This is a genomic window from Shewanella morhuae, assembly GCF_900156405.1.
Lineage (GTDB): Bacteria > Pseudomonadota > Gammaproteobacteria > Enterobacterales > Shewanellaceae > Shewanella > Shewanella morhuae.
Window position 1 is genome coordinate 155,535 of sequence record NZ_FTNN01000007.1, and the last position, 18,245, is coordinate 173,779.

Sequence of the window (18,245 nt, forward strand, 5' to 3'; positions counted from 1 at the left end):
CGATATCAATACGGTTTTAAAGTAATAAAAAAGGTGCCTGAGGCACCTTTTTTATTGAGCTGTCCCTATACAGAGAAGCACCGCTTGGCCTAATTAACCTTAAGCAAGCAGTTTTTTTGCCGCAGCAATCACGATAGCAATCGCGTTCACTTCAGTTTTCTTCATTGTGGTTTCATTAGGAATTTCTTGCTGAGTGCGGTTAACAATCACACCCGCAACACAGGCTGCACGCCAACCTTGAGTCGCACACATAGTGAATAAAGTAGAAGACTCCATCTCATAGTTCAACACGCCCATGTCTTGCCACTCTTTCATCGACCCAGCAAAGCGACGTGTTATACGGCCACTGACAGTATCGTAACGCTCTTGACCTGGGTAGAAAGTATCAGAAGATGCTGTAATACCAATGTGTGGTTCTACGCCAGCATCACGACACGCTGCAACCATAGCGGTAGTACATTCAAAGTTGGCAACCGCAGGAAACTCCATAGGTGCAAAATGCAAACTTGCGCCATCTAAACGCACTGAAGCTTGAGTCACAATCACATCACCTACATTCACATGAGGTTGGATAGCGCCTGTGGTACCAATACGCAAAAAGGTATTCACACCCAATTGTGCCAATTCTTCTACCGCAATAGACGTCGATGGACCACCGATACCGGTTGAACACACGACAACCGGCTTGCCATCGGCATACGCTAAATAGCTGGTATATTCGCGGTGGCTAGCAAGAAACGTCGCATTGTCCATTAATTCAGCAATACGCTTTACACGCTCTGGATCACCAGGCACGATTGCCAAGGTAGCACCATCGAGCATTGCTTTGGTCAAACCTAAATGAAATACATCAGCCATTGTGAAAACCCCTTTCATTTTTGATAATTAAATTCTTATTAAATCGACTTTAACCTAGTATCGAAGCGGTGAAGGTTAACTTGATCACAGAATTATCGGCAAGAAGTAATTGTCTAATCGTAATGAAATTACTAATTACACATAAATCTGATCATAAGATAGCAAATTTACTCGTGTTGCGGATATCAGTTTAATGTATGCCAGATAAAGTGTGAGCTAGATCAGGCTCAACTGCCATCCCCTATGATAAATAATATCTAATCCATTGATTTATAGTTACTTTAAATAATTCAGCCTTTAGTATTAATCTAATGCCGAGCAGAATTCGAGCAAAATAACTTCTTATCAGCCAGTATAAAGGCTAGGGTTAAAATTCAACTAACGTGGAATAGTGACGACAAGGAGAATACCGATGTTTGCAGAATACAGAGAATTAATTTCTACCCTGAAGACCAAGGATGCTCATTTTCAACGTAAATTCGATGAACATAATCATTTAGATGAAGAAATTAAACAGCTAGAAAAACGGGTTGCTAGTGATTTTAATCCCGCGGTGAAAGAGCTTAAAAGCAAGAAGTTACGCCTAAAAGAAGAAATTTATCAAATCCTTAAGTCCCACCAATAATCCGCTATTGTCTAGACAACAATTCTAAATAGCAATAAGGGCGCCTAAGCGCCCTTATTATCGTAATTTAAATCGCTTACAGGTAGTAATCTTTCAGCGGGGGAAAACCATTAAAACATACTGCCGAATAGGTCGTGGTGTAAGCGCCAGCAGTTAACCAGTACATACGGTCACCAATCGCTAGATCATTCGGTAAACCATAACTGTAGTGTTCATACATAATATCGGCACTATCACAGGTTGGGCCGGCAATGACGCACTTATCTAGCTCACCTTTACGGTCGGTATAAATTGGAAACTTAATCGCTTCGTCCATGGTTTCAATCAAACCAGAAAATTTACCCACATCAGTAAACACCCAACGCTCTAACGCTGTGTAGGATTTTTTGCTGACCAGTACCACTTCAGAGACTAAAATTCCTGCGTTAGAAATCAATGAACGACCCGGCTCCAAAATAATTTGCGGTAAATCGTCACCAAAATCTTCTTTTAGGAAATGAGTGATCTGCTCAGCATATACACCCAATTGGTTGGTTTTATCAATGTAGTTAGCAGGAAAACCGCCACCCATATTGATCATCTTCAAGGTAATATTGTGCTCATCACGCAGACGGTCGAAAATGCTTTTAACTTTACCAATCGCAGCATCCCAAGCACCGATATCACGCTGTTGAGAGCCTACATGGAACGAAATCCCAAAGGGTTCTAAACCTAATTCTTGCGCCAACACTAATAGGTCATAAACCATTTCGTTTTGGCAACCAAATTTACGCGATAACGGCCAATCAGCAGTATCGGTGCCTTCGGTCAGAATACGCACATAAACACGCGATCCCGGTGCTTCTTCGGCGATCATACGCAGATCGGCTTCTGAGTCAGATGCATACATACGCACACCGCGTTCATAAAATGCACGTACATCTTGACGTTTTTTGATGGTGTTGCCGTAGCTAACGCGATCGGCTGTTACACCTACATTCATCACCATATCAAGCTCATAAATTGAGGCGATATCAAAATTTGATCCCTTATCTTTTAGTAAAGATAAAACCTCGGCCGCAGGATTTGCTTTAACTGCATAATAAACGTTAGCGTAAGGAAAACTATTAACCATGTCATCGTATTGTTTCGCTATGATACTAGTATCGATCACAACGAATGGGGTTGCTTTATCTTTGGCAAACGCTTCAATACGCTTGAAGGTATCCATATCATAATAGTCAGCAACATCAATAGATTGAAATTGGCTCATTGGGCCAGAGTCTCCTTGGGGTCAAATAAATAAAAGTGAGTGTAATATCTTAAAAACGTGCGCAGTAAACGATATTTCCCTGCTTTACGCAATGAATTTTTATGCTGAATTAATAATTTTTTATTCCAACTCATACTGACGAACTTTGATTTTAAAAAAAGTTAAGATAAAACAAATAATTATCTACATAAACCCTTAGATAAATTTGTGTAGATTTACTGAATACGAAGTTAACTTTTATGACATTATCGAAAGAAAGGTAGGTAGACTGACGGGCCCAAATATTCACCATAAAGCCACTGATTTGAGATGGCATCACACTGCCCAATAATGCCAATGTAATGCCTTATATCTGTAATATTTTACATATGATGATCTAACACTGCATCAATTTAACTGAGTTATTACTGCGATTGGTTAAGTTTGGCAAGCGCTTGGCTCAAGGCTTCACTAGAGTCAAAATAAGCAATGTCTACAATCTTACGCTGATTGAGCAATATCATAGTGGCCATATCTTTAGTGTCAGGTAATAAACGGCTGATCTCACCCTCCCTATCTAAGCCAATCACAAAAGGTAAATCTTTCATTTGTGGTACAGCAACAAACTTAGCAATCAAAGAAGGCATGCCGCTAATATCTGCAACATAAACCAAGCCAGTAGGCATTTGAGTATCACTCAAAGGAGTGAGTGCTTCTTTAATAATATCGCCACCTTTCATGCTACGGCTAAAAAGTAACACTTGGGTTTCATCTGTCACTGTAACGGTTTTATCATGTTGATCGAGCAGTGTAATAGAATTAATCGCATCACCGGCAACATAACTTGCAGCAAACGCCCATATTGGGGTTAATAGACAAGATAGACATAACAACAGCGTTTTCATAAACACTCAACTCCCTATATTGGATAAGCTGCCAGCATACCTGACTCACCCTATTCGCTCATTAAACCAACCACGATTACATGATACGCTTCACAGATGAAGGCAAATAAGTATTTGTACTGGGTTGTACGCTATACTGGTACAGTTAAATTTATTACAGGGATATCATAATGATAACACCAGGAATCAATCAAGAATTACAACAGTTGCAGGGTGTTTATCAACTGGTCACAGAGTTTTTAGTCACCTACAGCTTCCAACTCGTGGGCGCCTTACTGATTTTTTTACTCGGTCTATGGGTTGCTAGTAAAGTATCGCGCTTAGTTGCTAAACAGTTCAAAAAACACAATGTCGATATCACTCTCAGCAATTTTGTCAGTAACCTTATCCGTATTCTCATCATCGTTATGGTCGGAATTATCGCCCTGAGTAAAATCGGCATCAGCGTAACCCCTATGGTTGCTGCAATTGGTGCTATCTCTTTGGGTGCAGGTTTAGCGCTGCAAGGCATGTTGGCTAACTATGCCGCTGGTGTGACGATTATAGTAACGTGCCCTTTCCTCGTGGGTAACACCATTGAAATAAAAGGAGAAAGCGGTGTTGTTAAACGTATTAATTTAGGTATGACCATTCTCACCAATGAGGAAGGCGAACAAATTAATATTCCTAACAAGCACATTGTTGGCGAGATTTTACATAATTCCTTCAGTAATAAATTAGTAGAAACCCAATTTAATCTCAGTTACAGCACAAATCCCGAACATGCCATTAGTGTGATCACTGAGTTATTGAGTAACAATTCCTATGTTTATCAAGAGACCACACCCAATATTGGCATCAATGGTTTTAATGCTGTCGGGATTGAAATGGGTGTGCGTTACTGGGTACCGACACAAAACTATTTTCAACATAAATACAAAGTGAACTTGGCGCTCTACAACGCACTTAAACAAGCTGGAATAGAGATTGCGTGCCCGATAAAAGAGATCCATATTCAACATCAATAACGCTAGTGATCATGGGGTTGAACGGCGCAGTCGCTCAACCTAGCTCAATGCCACCCAAATATCGAGATAGCCCTTGATATCCCTAGAGGTTGTTTCAATACCCTAACACTTCCCATGCTGCATCAGTAACTTAGGGCTAGATAAATCGTCCCGACTTGTTGCCAGATACCACGCTTCTTTTATGTCTTTCTTTTTACAGCATATGACTCGAACAACTGATTGACGGTTTTTGGGAATTTGAACGTGCTTTAACGTACTAATGCGGTCGCTTAGCAGTTAACATTTCTTAACCAGAAACAACTTACCTTCAATGTCTTTCACGTGGATATTCGACTTAATGCAGATGAGGTAATGGAGATTTCAGCTCATGTTCAATGAAATCAAATAAAGCACAATCGCTAAAACCATGATCAGGCACTAATTGCAGCTCCTGAAAATAGCAGCTCGCCTTCATGAGCCTTACAGCTGCATTTAAGCCTCTATGTTCGCAGATTTTTTACAGTATAGGTACATTCCCTCCATGGTTTACCTGCATACTCAATACAATACTGGCATAGTCATCGGCATTTAAATCAGCCCAATCGAGGGGCACGACGATTTCTTTTCGGGCACCGATAACATAGAGAACTCAATTATTAAATAGTGTCCATACGTCTAGCTTATTGCTGCGTCATTTTAGCAAATACGATATGAATAGCGATCAGCTGCTCTATCAAACCAGCACTAAATCTTGCCTCACGGAATTCGAGCCTGCCTAAGCCGAAACCAAAATTGAAGCTACTTAAACCCAATTAATGCCCTATCTTGAGTCGGATAGATAAGTTTCCCAGCAACTAATGAGTCCCGGAAAAAGTTTGGCCAAATTAAAAAACTAAATCTTTTCGCGACAAGATAGAGTGTATTTATAATTACTTAAAATGCACAGTGGATGTGTAAACACTACAATCATTGTATTAACCGAATCGGTGCGGCTCAATGACTAGAAATAAAAGATAGTCGGATTAACTGCCCAGCCAAATAATTAAAACTGACCATTTAATAGGCAAGATGAATGAGGCTAATACTGATAGTTATTATTTCATGCTTATTTCTGCCCCAAGCGATGGCAGAAACCTCTGCTGTTGTTTGGCAAGCACACTGTCGCGATAGGCACCCAGTTATTTATTTCGAAAATGGTGAATGCAAAGGCCCTGGTGCCGCAGTGATCAATGAAGTCATCACCCGTCTAGGTTACAAGGTAAATTGGAGTAATGTGCCATGGGCACGCACGATTAAAATAGCCGAAATAGGACAAGTCGACCTAATTCCCGTCCATTCGATGACACCCGAACGCAACGATTTCCTAGACCCTATGCTACTGGGATACGACAAGCGCTACGTCTATTACTTTGCTCTTGAAAATCGACAGTTTGAGGTTAAACATTTCGATGAATTAAAGCCTTATATCATTGGCGCACTTAGAGGTACTTTTTACTGTTCGCAGTTCAATGATAATCAAAAACAACTCAAAGTGTCTTTTGTTAATAATAATGACCAATTAATCAATATGTTGAAGGCGAAGCGCATCGATTTAGTCATTACCTCCGAACAACATGAAATGTCAATTTTTGCTAAAGAGCCCCGATTTAAGCAGGTGAAATATGTCGACATAAGCAATAACGGCCGCTATTTCAGCATTCCGATCATGTCACCGCTGCATCAATATGCTAAACAAGTTCACCAAATAGTCGACGACATGCGCACCTCAGGTGAAATCACTCGGCTATTTGAATCCTATGGCATCGAGCCACCACTTAATCTCACCGAATCACCCGCCATCACTCACTAATCTGATTGCTGGTTAGCCTAAATAGATTTTTCGTTTCAAACTAATCATTTATAGCATTGATTTAGTTTATTAAATTTAGATTTTTCGACACTCGTTATTCCGAGTTTAGGTTATATAATAAAGAGAACCCGCCACGGCACTAACTGTCACTGCTGTGGTTGAATTACCACTAATAACTGAGTTTGAATTAATCGTTAATCCCAGCAGTAATAGACACAAACACAGACATTTCGACCCAGCCAATTTTTACCCTGCCCCAGTTTGTCTCGCTGTGTGACGCCACGCGGTAGTTTCACTCAGTTTACCAGCAGAATAACCTTATTTTTCTGGCACTTATTTTGCGTAGTTATAGTGTGTTCAATTACGGCAATGTGTATGACCTCAGGCAATTCCCCTAAAAAAGTGTGTAACCAGTCATTTAACCGTTTACTTGGAGAAACCAGCGGTGCGTTTGCCGATCTCGGTACTTTTTTACCTTTGGTACTCGGGCTTATTGCCCTCAATCAATTTTCAGCCCAAGGAATCTTTTTGGGTTTTGGGCTATTCGCTATCCTAAGCGCGTTATTTTACCGCCGCCCAATTCCCGTACAACCGATGAAAGTCATCGCGGCACTGGTTATTGCCCAAGGGTTATCACCTGGAATGTTACAAGCAAGTGCCATGTTAATGGGGATAATACTGCTTATTCTTGCCTTTAGCGGTGCGATTACTTGGTTAGCTAAACAACTCTCTCAAGCCGTAAGTGTCGGTATCCAACTCGCAATCGGTCTACAGCTAATGTGGATGGGCGCGAAGATGATGAGTGAGTTTTGGCTGTTAGGTTTTGGGGCTTTTGGACTACTCTTTGTCAGTAAATTTTTACCGTTACGTTACCTTGCTATGCCTTTAGTGATTGCGGCAGGGATGATTTGGCAGGCAAGCACGCAAACAGGCTTAATCAGTAATAATCTTGATATTCAAGCAATGACAACACCATTTCAGTTAACTTGGCCGACAGCCGTCGAATGGACTTCCGCTGCCCTTTTACTGGTGTTACCGCAACTGGCATTGACCCTAACCAATGCCGTTATTGCGATTTCAGCGATGGCGCAGGAAAAATTCCCCGAAGATGCCGCTAAACTCACACCAAAAAACTTTGCGATAACCTCAGGCCTAGCCAATTTATTACTCGCGCCCTTTGGCGCCTCGGCCATGTGCCACGGCGCAGGGGGTCTCACAGTGCAATATCATTTTGGTGCACGTACTTATCTTGCACCGTTAATTTTTGGCAGTAGTTGTTTAATTATCGCCCTCTGCTGGGGCAGTAATATTGCTTGGTTGTTAAGCTTAATTCCAATGGCTATCCTCGGCAGCTTATTGACGATAGCGGGGTTACAACTGGCATGGTCGAAACGCTTAATTGATGGTAGACCTTTTTGTATCTTAGTGATTTTATCAACCGCTATCACTTGCCTTGCAATCAACGCCGCCGCCGGACTCGCCGTGGGCATTATTCTAGAGCAAGCCCGCCGCAGAACCATGTTAGCCATGCGTTAGGTTTAAGTTATCTGAGTATCTTACCCCTTGGGCAATACTACCGTGACGACGCAACCTTGCTGCCAAGGTAAGGTGACCTCACTACTGCAATCTTGGCAGTTTTCGATTTGAATGCTGCCGTGGTGTCGAGTGACAACATCTTTACAGATAGCTAAGCCGAGCCCTAAACCTTCATCTTTAGTCGATGCGAAAGAAGCCATTAACTCGCTCGCCTGCCCTTGTAGTCCTTCACCATTATCAATCACTAACACTTTGATTTTATGCGGCTGATAATAAATTTCGATCCACAATTGACGCACACGATGATCACTGCAGAGCTCTAGCGCATCTAAACTATTTTTGATCAAGTTAACCCACATCTGGCTCAAACCAACGCTATCGCCCATTAATTCAAAGGGTTCTCCATGAACGTTTACATGAGCATGTATTTGAGCACGATCTAGCTCGCGCCGCAGTAAAACTAAGGCTTCTTTCACTACCAGTACAATATTTAAAGGTTCAGCCTTTGCCTGACGGCGTTTCAGTAAACCGCGAATGCGGTGTACAACAGCGCCCGCACGAATAGACTGCACATTAATCTTACCCAACACATCGTAGAGTTCTGGATTATCCTGCCCCAATCGCTCCAACTGCAACATAGCGCCTTCGCTGTATTGAGTGATGGCTGCAATGGGTTGATTAAGTTCATGGGCAAGACCTGCGCCAATCTCCCCCAAAATCGCCGCACTCTGTAAGCGCTCAAGCTGCAGCGCTTTATCTTTTAATTGTCGTTCTGTGTTGAGTAAAAATTCACTTTTTTGGCGAAACTTATACTCAAGCCACAAGTGGTAAATCGTAGATATGATAAAAATTAACAGTAGTGCAATGCCCCATTCTTTGTTTTTTGCCATCCATTTATGCACCGTTTGATAAAGTGGCGGCGATCCGCGCTGTAGCTGCAGTTCCTTAAATAATTCAATAACTTTTAGCTGGCTTATCGGTGCAGTCCAGCCCAAAGTGTCAGCCGTAATCGCGGCCACATGGTCAACAGGCAAATCAAATAAGGCGCGGGTAATTGCCATTGTGAGCTAAGGAGGAACGGTATCCGCCGCCGCAAATGACCAATTAGGGTATAACTGGGTGCTGACCTCGCAATCATATCCAGCGGGAGTATTCGGATGGATGACTCGGTAATCAGCTTGATTAACCAAACCCGTTTCGATCATTTCCTCTAAGGTACAAAAAGGCACAATCGCGGCATCGGCGTTACCATCACGTACTTGATAGACCAATGGTTCAAGTGGAAACCCAAGAAAGCGCACTTGCCCAAAAAACTCTTCAGAAAGAAAGCCCATTTTATACAACAAGCCCATGGCGGCTTGGTATCCACCTAAAGCTTGCGGATCGCTGGCGACGACATTGCGTCCACGTAAATCTTGCAGAGTGCGGATAGGACTATCAGCACGCACGATAATCGTCGCGCCGATAGTAAAAGTGCTGCCCTGATGTTTACGGCTTTTCATCGTCGCAAGCCAAGACAGCGGAAAATGATTACTTAAGTGCAGATACTGCCCAGGATTGGTGACAATAAACTGCAGATCGTTACTGAGTAACTGGCTGCGCATGCCATTAAAATCAACGGGCACAACCTCAAAATGACTATTAGGCACCTGCTCAGATAGATATTCCATCATGGGTTGCCAACGCTGCTTGGCCTGCAGTACACCATGATTTGCTAACACACCGACTCTAAATTGATGCTCTTTCAATGCTTCGTCAGCGATGCTAACGCTAGGATGGTATAAGGCCAGCCCACTCAAACACAGCAGTAACCAGTAGCCCAATGTGCTAAACAGTGAAACCCGCTGCGATAGCTCATGTTTTTTCATAGGTGTTGCTTGTCTTTCAGAGCCTAGTCATACATATCAAGATCATAACTTACCGCCATTATTGCTGCTGTGAAATGCCACCAAACTCCGACATTAAGATCATAGGATAAGGCTGATTTAGTGATGTATCTCTCAAGACCTAGGCTTAAAATTGAGCTAAGTCCCTCTGCGGCTTAAGCTATTCATGCCCTTTAACTCCAGCAGGAAAGCTATGTTTACCAAATTGCCATTGTATTTAGTTGATGACGATGCCGCGATCCTCGATTCATTGGGGTTTATGCTCAGACAATTTGGTTATCAAGTGCAAACCTTCAGTAATGGCCACGACTTTCTCAAGCGCTGTGCATTATCACAAGCAGGTTGCGTTATTTTAGATAGCCGTATGCCCGAAATTACAGGGCAGGAAATACAACAAAAACTACTGGAGACTAAAAGCCCACTGGGAGTGATCTTTCTTACGGGTCACGGTGATTTACCGATGGCATTAAGTGCATTTCGCAAAGGTGCCTGCGATTTTTTTCAAAAGCCGGTATCGGGTAAATCATTAGTCCAAGCGATTGAAAAGGCACAGCGAGAAAGTCTGACCAACTTCGAACAACAAAGCTTGCAGCAAAAGTTTGAAAGACTCACCGAGCGAGAACAACAAGTGTTAGCTCATCTCATCCAAGGTATGACTAACAAACAAATCTCGGAGGTGATGTTTTTATCGCTACGCACAATTGAAGTGCACCGCGCAAAAATCATCAAAAAGCTCGAAGTCAATAATATGGCAGAACTGGTGCAGCACTTAGGTAATCTGAACTCAATCCTATAAGTCATAATTACTCTCTACTCAACCTCGCGGCGCCGAATCAGTTGTGTATAAAACAGGGCGTTAAACCATAAGTAAGTCATCCGTTTAGCAATAACAAACGGTTGTAGCTTAGCTATTTAACTTTGTTTAACACTGTTTGACTAAACTGGCATTAGTCCGTTTTATTTGTTATATTTCATCTAACTCACTGTAAAAATAAAGAAATTACTGATGGACAATCTCATCATAAAACCAGGCTATGTCACATTATTCCAATGTATTGGGCCAGAATGTGAAGACAGCTGTTGTAACGATTGGCGCATATCTTTTGATAAAAAAAGCTATAAAAACACCATCAAACATCCATTACTCGCCACAACGGCAAAAACGGCCTTTATTGAAACAAAAAAAAGCGCTAATGATTGGGCCGATATAAGACTCAATGAACAAGGTGCATGCCCATTCGTTAATGAACAAAAGCTATGTGATGCCCATGCAAAAGCGGGGGTGCAGGCGCTGAGCCACACATGTAAAACTTATCCACGGATCCACAAGGTCATTGGTGGTAATAAGCATGAAAGCCTCTATTTATCTTGCCCAGAAGTCGCTCGTTTAGTGCTATTCAACCCTGATGCGTTCCAATTTGATACTAATAGAAGTGGCACAAAACAGTCGTCATCACCCAGCCCGCTATGGTTAGAAAAAACCCATGAATCTTGCATCGATCTATTGGTGAATATGAAAGGAGGCTGGCAACATGCATTGCTAGCAATTGGACTATTAATCAAAGTATGTGACCAAGTTCGTCAAAATACTCTGCCAATTGAAGAACTCGATAAGCGTTTACAACAACTAAAATTGTATGCTGAATCAGGAGCGTTGGCGGAGCAATATGAAAAGCTACCTTATACACCTCAGCCACAAATGCATGCGTTTATCACGGTTCATAATGAATTATGTCAGTCGCACTCTAGAGGGTTACGCGCAAGATTTACCACGCTAAATGATGCAGTTAGAGCATTGTGTAATGAAGAAAACGAATATCACATTGATGCGCTAAATCAAGCTTGGACAGAACATGCGGCGCCGGCGCTTACTGGCCATGCCGAACTGTTTGAACGCTATATTTTGTATTCTATTTATCACAACCATTTCCCTTTATTAGACTCACAACAACCCTCTTGGGAAGCATTCCGCTTACTCGTGCTCGATTGTTTTATGATCCGTTGCTATTTATCTGCGATTGCCTTTAAAAATAAAGGACTATCAGAAAGTGATATTGTGATGTGTTTCCAGATTTATCAAGTCGTTAGGCAACATAAAACTGAGTTTGTAAAAAGTATGAGTGCAACATTACAAGAATGCGGTATAGACAGTGTACCTGCTGCAATTTGCCTATTAAAAATTCAAGCATAACGTTTTAAGTGCTTACTTTTGCAATCAAAGGCATGCAAAAGTAAGCAAACTCTTTTCACATTTGCGGCTATTACTTGAATTACGGTCATCTATCCCCATATCTAATCCATCATCCACCGTATGATTTGTCATACGGGCCAGAAGAGGATTCATTGTGACCACTATCGTATCAGTACGCCGTAATAATCAAGTTGTCATCGCCGGCGATGGCCAAGTCTCCCTAGGCAATACCGTGATGAAAGGTAACGCCAAAAAAGTGCGTCGCTTATATCACAACAAGGTACTGGCAGGTTTTGCTGGCGGCACCGCCGATGCCTTCACCTTATTTGAACGTTTTGAGGCCAAACTCGAAATGCACCAAGGCCATTTATTACGCTCGGCCGTTGAGCTTGCCAAAGATTGGCGTACCGACCGTATGCTGCGAAAACTCGAAGCTTTACTCGTTGTCGCCGATGCCGAAACCTCGCTTATCATCACAGGTAATGGTGATGTAGTGCAGCCAGAATACGATTTAGTCGCTATCGGTTCAGGCGGCAATTATGCCCAAGCTGCGGCGTTGGCCTTATTGCAAAACACTGAATTGTCGGCCTTAGAAATCGCTGAAAAATCCCTGACTATAGCGGGTGACATTTGCGTATTTACCAATCAATTCAAAACAATTGAAGAACTCAATTACTAAACAGCCCGTGAGGAATATATGTCTGAAATGACCCCCCGTGAGATTGTCCACGAGCTGGATGCACACATTATTGGCCAACAAAAAGCCAAACGTTCTGTTGCTGTCGCCCTGCGTAACCGCTGGCGCCGGATGCAATTGGATGCTGATTTCCGTCAAGAAGTTACCCCAAAAAATATTTTAATGATTGGCCCAACTGGCGTAGGTAAGACTGAAATTGCCCGCCGTTTAGCTAAGTTAGCTAACGCGCCATTTATTAAAGTCGAAGCGACTAAATACACCGAAGTCGGTTATGTCGGTAAAGAAGTCGAGCAAATCATCCGCGATTTAACCGATATCGCCATCAAGCTTACCCGCGAACAGCAAATGGGTAAGTGTCGCCAACTTGCAGAAGAACACGCCGAAGAACGTATCCTCGATGCGCTGTTGCCTAAGCCAAAAAATGACTGGGAAAGTGCAGAAACCGACTCAAACTCAAATACCCGCCAAGTGTTTCGTAAAAAACTCCGCGAAGGTCAATTAGACGATAAAGAAATTGATATTGATGTTGCCCAGCCGCAAAATGGCGTCGAAATCATGTCGCCTCCAGGCATGGAAGAAATGACCAATCAACTGCAAAGCCTGTTTAAAAATATGGGCCAAGCCCCTGCTAAACGCCGCAAGATGAAAATCAAAGAAGCCTTTAAGTTACTCATAGAGGAAGAAGCGGCGAAGCTGGTTAACCAAGAAGATTTAAAAGAGCAAGCCATTGAGATGGTTGAGCAAAACGGTATCGTTTTTATCGACGAAATCGATAAAATCTGTAAACGCGGCGAAACCTCAGGCCCAGACGTTTCCCGTGAAGGTGTGCAACGTGATTTACTGCCACTGATTGAAGGCTGCACGGTAACCACTAAGCACGGCATGGTGAAAACCGACCATATTTTGTTTATCGCCTCTGGTGCATTCCAGATGTCTAAACCGTCAGATTTAATTCCTGAGTTACAGGGTCGTTTACCCATACGTGTTGAGTTAGATGCGTTATCAGCCAATGATTTTAAACGTATTCTTACAGAACCCCATGCATCACTGACCGAGCAATATGTCGCGTTAATGGGCACTGAGGGCGTGAAAATCGAGTTCACCGAATCGGGTATCGACAGCATTGCCAAAGCCGCATGGCAAGTGAATGAGCGCACTGAAAATATTGGTGCTCGCCGTTTACACACTGTGATGGAAAAACTGATGGAAGACATCTCTTACGATGCATCGGAAAAATCAGGCTCTGCTTTTGTTATCGACGCCGACTATGTTAGCGCTCATTTAGATAACTTAGTCCAAGATGAAGATCTCAGCCGCTTTATCCTTTAAGCGGTAAGACTGGTAAAACTTGAACTTAGGTAAAAGTTTAGTATGCCATTAATACCAAACTCCCCACCTAATGGCAAAACTGTGATCACGGCTAAGGCATACTCTTTGTATCCTTAGCCGTTAATGGTTACAGTAATCAGGCATTCGTTATCTTATTTCTAGCACTTTCTGGTAGCCAACCTATGACCACAGCAACGCCCAATGTCACCGATCTAAAACTGAAACGTAAATCGCGCATTCTAGAAGTCAGTTTCGACAATGGTGAGCAACATCAACTCAGCTGCGAGATGCTCAGAGTCTACTCGCCCTCGGCTGAAGTACATGGTCACGGCAATCCAAAGCTGGTCACCCGCAAGAAAAACGTCAACATCAGTGCCATAGAACCCGTCGGCAACTACGCAGTGAAAATCGTCTTTGATGATGGCCACGACACCGGTTTATTCTCGTGGAAAGTGCTCTACGATCTCGCCACCCATCAAGTGGATCTATGGGAAAAATACCTTGCCCGCCTACGTGCCGAAAAAGCCTCACGCGAACCGCTGATTGCGATGAATATAAAGTACAACTAATACGTTAGATAAGTGGACGCCTAATTGTGTAATTAACACAATTGGTGACTTGCTAAATATAAGTGGCACTACAGCTAACAGTAATTTTCAATTTATTAATCTAATCATTAAGCACAGCGTTAACTTAAAAATGTAATATTATTTAACGTCTTAAAGTCGTGGGGAAGCCCCACGACTTAGATTTTCTTTTAAAAAAAAGCTTCAACCTTGGATTGCTCAGCCATGAGATAACAACACTCATGAGTGAAAACTCGAACTACGCTAGCCCCCAAACCCTGCGGCACCTAAGCAAACCGCCACACTTATGGTCTATGTAGCTCAAAACGCAAATCTTCAGAGATCCCATAGTACGCCGATGGACCGCCGGCACGTAATATTGGCTCGGCGAGTGCAGTTTGATAAATCCCCTCGCTGCTGAGTAAGTGCTTGGCAATATGCACGGCCACCACTTCACCTAGCACTAACCAAGTATCAATATTATCGCCATTGGCGGCAGTTAACTGGATACATTGGGACAGCCTACATTCAAAATTCACTGGGCTTTCAGCCACTAAATCGGCCTTAACAATCGTGCCTGCTTTAGCATTGAGTCCGGCAAAGCTGAACTCATCTTGGCCGTGTGCCAATGTAGCTGAGGTTTGGTTCATCTGCTCAGCGAGACTGCGGGTGGCGAGGTTCCACACAAACTCCCCTGTTTCAACAATATTGGCGACACTATCTTTCCAACCTATGCTGGCAAAACCAATAATCGGCGGTTTGTAATTAAAACAATTGAAAAAACTATAAGGCGCAAGATTGCGTTGTCCCTGAGCATTACGCGATGAAATCCAGCCAATAGGCCGTGGGCCTATAATGGCATTTAAAGGATCGTGCGCCAGACCATGACCTTTACTCGGCTGGTAAAAATAGCGGTTATCTGCAGTCATACTTCACCCTTTTATTATTACCACAACCATACTTGAGCGATTAAAACCGCCATCACTGGCACTCTGTTATAGCCTGCTATATTACTTAATTTAGGTTAGTGCGCCAAACAGTATAACGTCAGTAAACCGAGCTTATTAGCTTGAATACATGATAGATTTTAAATTCAGGCGACTCTTCTGCTAAAGTAATGCCCATTAGCGGGTGAGATATTATTGCCTGCGAGGTAATGTAATAGTGAATCAAAGGAGTAATGAATGGCTGCAATACAAGGTATATGGAAACAGCTGTTACTGGTGACAGTGCTACTGGTCGCGGGGTGTGCCAGCGTAGCGCAAGTCGACTTTGATCGCCTTTTTGGCACTAGCTCACCGCAAAAACGCCTCGAGAATGCCGAGCTAAATCAAAACTTTATTACACAAGCCGAGTTTGTGCAAAAAGAGGTTGAGCCGATTCTCAACAGCCGCTGCGTGGTTTGCCATGCCTGTTATGACGCCCCTTGCCAGCTCAAAATGACCTCAAGCGAAGGTATAGAACGCGGCGCAAGTAAAGAAAAGGTTTATCAAGGTTCTCGCCTTGTGGCAGCTACACCTAACCGACTATTTGTCGATGCCTTTACTACCGAAACTTGGCGCCAACATGGTTTTTACCCCGTACTAAACGAGCGCAACCAAACCCCAGAGGCGAATACCCAAGCTTCGGTACTGGCCAGAATGCTCACACTTAAACAAATGCATCCACTACCCGAAGACAAGATTTTAGATAAGCGTTTTGATTTCAGCCTAGACAGAGTGCAGCAGTGTGCCAACCTAGAAGAAATGGACCAATATCAACAAAGCCAACCGTATGCAGGTATGCCCTATGGCTTGCCTGCGCTGAATGCTAATGAACACCAAGTGCTGATGCACTGGCTCGAACAAGGCGCACCACTGCCATTTTCGCCATCGCTAAGCCCTGAATTTACAACTGAAATCACCCAGTGGGAGACTTTCTTAAACGGCGATAGTTTAAAAAGCCAATTAAGCGCCCGTTATATCTATGAGCATTTATTTGCCTTTCATTTATATTTTGAGTCTTTGACAGAGCCAAGCGCACAACCGCTATTTTTCGAGCTAGTGCGATCCAGTACACCACCAGGGCAAGCCCTTGATATTATTGCCTCCAGGCGCCCATTTGACGATCCTAAGGTGCAGCGAGTCTATTATCGTTTTCGGCCTTATCGAGCCACCATTGTCGATAAAACCCATATTCCTTACGCCTTAAACGCCAGCTTACTGAATAACTGGCAACAATGGTTTATCGATGCCGATTATCAAGTGACTGTACTACCAAGCTACGCGCCAAGTGTCGCGGCTAACCCCTTCGAGGCCTTTATTCAACTGCCAGCTGGGGCGCGCTATCGATTTATGTTAACCCGTGCCCAAGACACCATTATGGGCTTTATTAAAGGCCCAGTGTGTCGTGGTCAGGTCGCGCTCAATGTGATTAACGATAGATTTTGGGTGTACTTTGTTACACCTGATTATATCGATGGCGCCGATGTCATCGCATTTCAACAATCACAGCTAGAAAATCTACGTATGCCTGCTGAGGAAGAAAGCTCTGCAATGGCCGTCACTTGGGTCAAATATGCCGCCAAGCAAGGCAGATATCTTCGAGCACGTAATCAATTTTTAAATAACAAATTAAAGAATGGCCAACACCTTACAATTGACAGTATCTGGGATGGAGACGGTAATAATGACAATGCTAGCCTCACGGTATTACGTCACTTTGATAATGCGACTGTCGTTAAAGGTTTAGTGGGCGAGACGCCCAAAACCGCTTGGGTCATTGATTACGCTTTGTTAGAGCGTATCCATTATTTACTGGTAGCAGGATTTGATGTTTATGGTAACTATGGCCACCAGCTGCTCACTCGCCTGTATATGGATTTTTTGCGCATGGAGGGAGAGTCAAACTTCTTAACCTTACTGCCACAAGAAGAAAGACGTAAACAATTAAGTGATTGGTATCAAGGCTCTGGTACTCAACTTTCGGCGTTTATCACAGGCGATATCAACACCTTTAATCAACCTACTGGCGTGCTCTACTATAGCGATGACCTAAAAGGCGAGTTGTATCAAAAGCTTGGGGGGAAAGTCGCTAAGGTTCAGCCACATAAATACGAGTTAAAAAACAACCAGTTACAGGCCAATAGTAAAGCATTACTGCAGGCACTAAGCCGAATAAAGGGCACACAAGCGACCTTATTACCTGAGCTGACTATGATCATGGTCGAGCCAGAAAACGCAGGTAAAGCCGAGGTTTTCAGCTTAGTTCGCAATAGCGCTCATCGTAATATTTCGAGTCTTTTTAATGAGGCGAATAATCGCGAACCCGCGAAGGATGATGTCACCTTAGTGTATGGTTTATTAGGCAGTTATCCAGAGGCATTTTGGCTGGTGAAAGAGCAGGACTTAGCCAAAGTTGTCGCGACAGTAGAGCAAATGCAAACCGAAAAGAACTACGAGGCCTTGCTCGATTTTGTCGGTATTCGCCGCACTAATCCTCAATTTTGGGCCTTTAGCGACAAACTCAATCAAGTATTTTTTGATAGCCACCCAATAACGAGTGGCTGGTTGGATTATAACCGCCTAGAAAATCGCTAATAATCTTA

At 43.1% G+C, this 18,245-nt stretch carries 14 protein-coding genes and 1 pseudogene; 10 read left to right on the top strand and 5 right to left on the bottom strand.

Annotated elements, in window-relative coordinates; genetic code table 11:
- Positions 1–99: 99 nt before the first annotated feature.
- Positions 100–858, bottom strand: coding sequence for a uridine phosphorylase (udp, locus tag BW947_RS10380; RefSeq protein ID WP_076499315.1), 759 nt, complete (start codon positions 856–858; stop codon positions 100–102).
- A gap of 412 nt (positions 859–1,270) precedes the next feature.
- On the opposite strand from udp, the gene BW947_RS10385 reads away from it, so the two are divergent.
- Complete coding sequence (locus BW947_RS10385; protein WP_076499317.1) at positions 1,271–1,483, top strand: HP1242/YdcH family protein; 213 nt, start codon at positions 1,271–1,273, stop codon at positions 1,481–1,483.
- Positions 1,484–1,559: 76 nt separating this feature from the next.
- Here the strand turns inward: BW947_RS10385 and BW947_RS10390 are convergent, their stop codons facing one another.
- Both BW947_RS10390 and BW947_RS10395 read right to left on the bottom strand, forming a co-directional pair.
- The gene (locus BW947_RS10390; RefSeq protein WP_076499319.1) at positions 1,560–2,735 is read right to left on the bottom strand and encodes a type III PLP-dependent enzyme; all 1,176 of its coding nucleotides are present in this window, start codon (positions 2,733–2,735) and stop codon (positions 1,560–1,562) included.
- 404 nt (positions 2,736–3,139) lie between these two features.
- Positions 3,140–3,619 (bottom strand): hypothetical protein, encoded by a 480-nt coding sequence (locus tag BW947_RS10395; protein WP_076499321.1) that lies wholly within the window; start codon positions 3,617–3,619, stop codon positions 3,140–3,142.
- 170 nt (positions 3,620–3,789) lie between these two features.
- Between BW947_RS10395 and BW947_RS10400 the strand changes: the two genes are divergently transcribed.
- The 3 genes from BW947_RS10400 to BW947_RS10410 all read left to right on the top strand — a co-directional run bounded on the left by BW947_RS10400 (position 3,790) and on the right by BW947_RS10410 (position 7,990).
- On the top strand, positions 3,790–4,626 hold the full coding sequence (locus BW947_RS10400; protein WP_076499322.1) for a mechanosensitive ion channel family protein: 837 nt from the start codon (positions 3,790–3,792) through the stop codon (positions 4,624–4,626).
- Positions 4,627–5,677: 1,051 nt separating this feature from the next.
- The gene (locus tag BW947_RS10405; RefSeq protein WP_076499324.1) at positions 5,678–6,454 is read left to right on the top strand and encodes a substrate-binding periplasmic protein; all 777 of its coding nucleotides are present in this window, start codon (positions 5,678–5,680) and stop codon (positions 6,452–6,454) included.
- Between the two features lie 375 nt (positions 6,455–6,829).
- Positions 6,830–7,990, top strand: coding sequence for a putative sulfate/molybdate transporter (locus BW947_RS10410; protein ID WP_076499326.1), 1,161 nt, complete (start codon positions 6,830–6,832; stop codon positions 7,988–7,990).
- Positions 7,991–8,010: 20 nt separating this feature from the next.
- Here BW947_RS10410 and BW947_RS10415 read toward each other — a convergent pair.
- A pseudogene (locus tag BW947_RS10415) lies at positions 8,011–9,858 on the bottom strand (sensor histidine kinase).
- Positions 9,859–10,069: 211 nt separating this feature from the next.
- Here BW947_RS10415 and BW947_RS10420 point away from each other — a divergent pair.
- From BW947_RS10420 to BW947_RS10440, 5 genes are all read left to right on the top strand, one after another.
- The gene (locus tag BW947_RS10420; RefSeq protein ID WP_076499329.1) at positions 10,070–10,672 is read left to right on the top strand and encodes a response regulator transcription factor; all 603 of its coding nucleotides are present in this window, start codon (positions 10,070–10,072) and stop codon (positions 10,670–10,672) included.
- A gap of 210 nt (positions 10,673–10,882) precedes the next feature.
- Complete coding sequence (gene fliB, locus BW947_RS10425; RefSeq protein ID WP_076499332.1) at positions 10,883–12,067, top strand: flagellin lysine-N-methylase; 1,185 nt, start codon at positions 10,883–10,885, stop codon at positions 12,065–12,067.
- Between the two features lie 154 nt (positions 12,068–12,221).
- Complete coding sequence (gene hslV, locus BW947_RS10430; protein WP_076499334.1) at positions 12,222–12,746, top strand: ATP-dependent protease subunit HslV; 525 nt, start codon at positions 12,222–12,224, stop codon at positions 12,744–12,746.
- An 18-nt stretch (positions 12,747–12,764) separates the two neighbouring features.
- The gene (gene hslU / locus BW947_RS10435) at positions 12,765–14,093 is read left to right on the top strand and encodes an ATP-dependent protease ATPase subunit HslU (RefSeq protein ID WP_076499336.1); all 1,329 of its coding nucleotides are present in this window, start codon (positions 12,765–12,767) and stop codon (positions 14,091–14,093) included.
- A gap of 182 nt (positions 14,094–14,275) precedes the next feature.
- Complete coding sequence (locus tag BW947_RS10440) at positions 14,276–14,662, top strand: gamma-butyrobetaine hydroxylase family protein (RefSeq protein WP_076499339.1); 387 nt, start codon at positions 14,276–14,278, stop codon at positions 14,660–14,662.
- 302 nt (positions 14,663–14,964) lie between these two features.
- Here the strand turns inward: BW947_RS10440 and BW947_RS10445 are convergent, their stop codons facing one another.
- Positions 14,965–15,588: a flavin reductase family protein gene (locus tag BW947_RS10445; protein ID WP_076499342.1), complete on the bottom strand. Its 624-nt coding sequence runs from the start codon at positions 15,586–15,588 to the stop codon at positions 14,965–14,967.
- A gap of 255 nt (positions 15,589–15,843) precedes the next feature.
- Between BW947_RS10445 and BW947_RS10450 the strand changes: the two genes are divergently transcribed.
- Positions 15,844–18,237, top strand: a complete 2,394-nt coding sequence (locus BW947_RS10450; protein ID WP_076499345.1) for a fatty acid cis/trans isomerase — start codon at positions 15,844–15,846, stop codon at positions 18,235–18,237.
- Positions 18,238–18,245: the final 8 nt, after the last annotated feature.

Bases quoted from the DNA above. Each gene is read 5' to 3' on its own strand.
- udp (WP_076499315.1), bottom strand. From the start codon at position 858: ATGGCTGATGTATTTCATTTAGGTTTGACCAAAGCAATGCTCGATGGT.
- BW947_RS10385 (WP_076499317.1), top strand. From the start codon at position 1,271: ATGTTTGCAGAATACAGAGAATTAATTTCTACCCTGAAGACCAAGGAT.
- BW947_RS10390 (WP_076499319.1), bottom strand. From the start codon at position 2,735: ATGAGCCAATTTCAATCTATTGATGTTGCTGACTATTATGATATGGAT.
- BW947_RS10395 (WP_076499321.1), bottom strand. From the start codon at position 3,619: ATGAAAACGCTGTTGTTATGTCTATCTTGTCTATTAACCCCAATATGG.
- BW947_RS10400 (WP_076499322.1), top strand. From the start codon at position 3,790: ATGATAACACCAGGAATCAATCAAGAATTACAACAGTTGCAGGGTGTT.
- BW947_RS10405 (WP_076499324.1), top strand. From the start codon at position 5,678: ATGAGGCTAATACTGATAGTTATTATTTCATGCTTATTTCTGCCCCAA.
- BW947_RS10410 (WP_076499326.1), top strand. From the start codon at position 6,830: ATGACCTCAGGCAATTCCCCTAAAAAAGTGTGTAACCAGTCATTTAAC.
- BW947_RS10420 (WP_076499329.1), top strand. From the start codon at position 10,070: ATGTTTACCAAATTGCCATTGTATTTAGTTGATGACGATGCCGCGATC.
- fliB (WP_076499332.1), top strand. From the start codon at position 10,883: ATGGACAATCTCATCATAAAACCAGGCTATGTCACATTATTCCAATGT.
- hslU (WP_076499336.1), top strand. From the start codon at position 12,765: ATGTCTGAAATGACCCCCCGTGAGATTGTCCACGAGCTGGATGCACAC.
- BW947_RS10440 (WP_076499339.1), top strand. From the start codon at position 14,276: ATGACCACAGCAACGCCCAATGTCACCGATCTAAAACTGAAACGTAAA.
- BW947_RS10445 (WP_076499342.1), bottom strand. From the start codon at position 15,588: ATGACTGCAGATAACCGCTATTTTTACCAGCCGAGTAAAGGTCATGGT.
- BW947_RS10450 (WP_076499345.1), top strand. From the start codon at position 15,844: ATGGCTGCAATACAAGGTATATGGAAACAGCTGTTACTGGTGACAGTG.